Consider the following 1,807-nt stretch of genomic DNA (forward strand, 5'->3'; position numbering starts at 1 on the left):
AGCGGCGCTTTCGGCGCTGAGGCCGGTCAAGGGCAGGGGCGAACGCCACCGCCTCGGCATCGGCGAAGGCCATCTGACGCTGATCGACGAGAGCTACAACGCCAACCCTGCCTCGATGCGGGCGGCAATCGCACTTCTCGCATCCGCGACGCCGGACCTGACCGGCCGGCGGATCGCGGTGCTCGGCGACATGCTGGAAATGGGTGAATTCTCCGCCAAGGTGCATGAGGAACTGGCGGGTCCGCTGCTCGCCGCCGGTATCGAACATGTCTGGCTGGCGGGTGCGGAAATGGCAGCGCTGCGCGATGCGCTGCCCGATAGCGTCGACGTGCAATATTACGAAAAGACCGCGGACCTTGCCGAATTCGTGGTGCGCTCGGTGATCCCGGGCGACGTGGTGATGGTGAAATCTTCGCTTGGCATCGGTTTCGGCAAGATCGTCGCCGCGCTTATTGACAACTACCCGGCATTCTCCGACACGGAGCGCCACTAATTGAGACGGGCTTCTGGAAAGGGCGCTGAATGCTGATCTGGCTTGTAGAACTGGCGGACAAAGTCCAATTTTTCAACCTGTTCCGGTACATCACCTTTAGGACGGGTGCAGCTCTGTTCACGTCTGCGCTGATCGTCTTCCTGTTCGGACCGATGATCATTGCATCGCTCCGCCTGCGCCAGGGCAAGGGACAGCCGATCCGCGCCGATGGGCCGCAGACCCATTTCAAGAAGGCCGGCACGCCGACCATGGGTGGACTGATGATTCTCGCCGGCATCGTCGGCGGATCGCTGCTGTGGGCCGATCTTTCGAACGTCTACGTGGTGGCGACCCTGCTCGTCACGCTGGGTTTCGGCGCAATCGGCTTTTATGACGACTATCTGAAAGTCACCAAGCAGACCGACAAGGGGTTTTCCGGCAAGGCGCGTCTCGGCATCGAGTTCGTGATCGCCGGGATCGCCGTCTTCTTCATGATGCGGGTGGCGCTCGCGACCGGTCAGTCGGGCAATCCGACGCTCGGCACCTCGGTCGCCTTCCCGTTCTTCAAGGACCTGTTCATCAATCTCGGCATCTTTTTCGTCCTGTTCGGCGGTTTCGTCATCGTTGCCGCCGGCAATGCGGTGAACCTGACAGACGGACTTGATGGGCTGGCGATCGGGCCTGTCATGATCGCCGCGGCCTCGTTCGGCGTCATTGCCTATCTTGCCGGTAACTCGGTGTTTGCGGGATATCTGCAGATCAATTTCGTGCCCGGCACCGGTGAGCTTGCCGTCATTCTGGGAGCGGTGATCGGGGCGGGTCTCGGCTTTCTCTGGTTCAACGCGCCGCCGGCGGCCATCTTCATGGGCGATACCGGATCGCTGGCGCTCGGCGGCCTGATCGGCTCCGTTGCCGTCGCCACCAAGCACGAGATCGTCATGGCGATCATCGGCGGCCTGTTCGTGATGGAGACGCTGTCGGTGATCATCCAGGTCGGCTTCTTCAAGATGACCGGCCGGCGCGTCTTCCTGATGGCGCCGATCCACCACCATTTCGAAAAGCTCGGCTGGACGGAAAGCCAGGTGGTGATCCGCTTCTGGATCATCGCGGTCGGCCTTGCCATGCTCGGCCTTTCGACGCTCAAGCTGCGGTGATAGGGCGATGATCGCGGTCACCACATTCAGGGACAAGCCGGTCGCGCTGTTCGGGCTTGGCGGCTCCGGATTGGCCACGGCCAAAGCCCTGGTCGCCGGCGGCGCCAAGGTCATCGCCTGGGACGACAATCCCGACAGCGTCGCCAAGGCGACGGCCGAGGGGATTTCGACCGCCGACCTG

Annotated in this window: 2 protein-coding genes and 1 pseudogene; all 3 read left to right on the plus strand. The window is 62.5% G+C overall.

Annotated features, from left to right (window positions below; all coding sequences use genetic code 11):
- A partial coding sequence (locus MOV61_RS29770; RefSeq protein WP_309493883.1) for a glutamate ligase domain-containing protein occupies window positions 1-493 on the plus strand: 493 nt, incomplete at its 5' end.
- Window positions 494-522: 29 nt separating this feature from the next.
- On the plus strand, window positions 523-1,626 hold the full coding sequence (gene mraY / locus MOV61_RS29775; RefSeq protein ID WP_038543541.1) for a phospho-N-acetylmuramoyl-pentapeptide-transferase: 1,104 nt from the start codon (window positions 523-525) through the stop codon (window positions 1,624-1,626).
- Between the two features lie 7 nt (window positions 1,627-1,633).
- A pseudogene (gene murD / locus MOV61_RS29780) lies at window positions 1,634-1,807 on the plus strand (UDP-N-acetylmuramoyl-L-alanine--D-glutamate ligase); the annotation flags it as partial.

It is taken from the genome of Neorhizobium sp. BETTINA12A (assembly GCF_023006485.1).
Taxonomy (GTDB): domain Bacteria; phylum Pseudomonadota; class Alphaproteobacteria; order Rhizobiales; family Rhizobiaceae; genus Neorhizobium.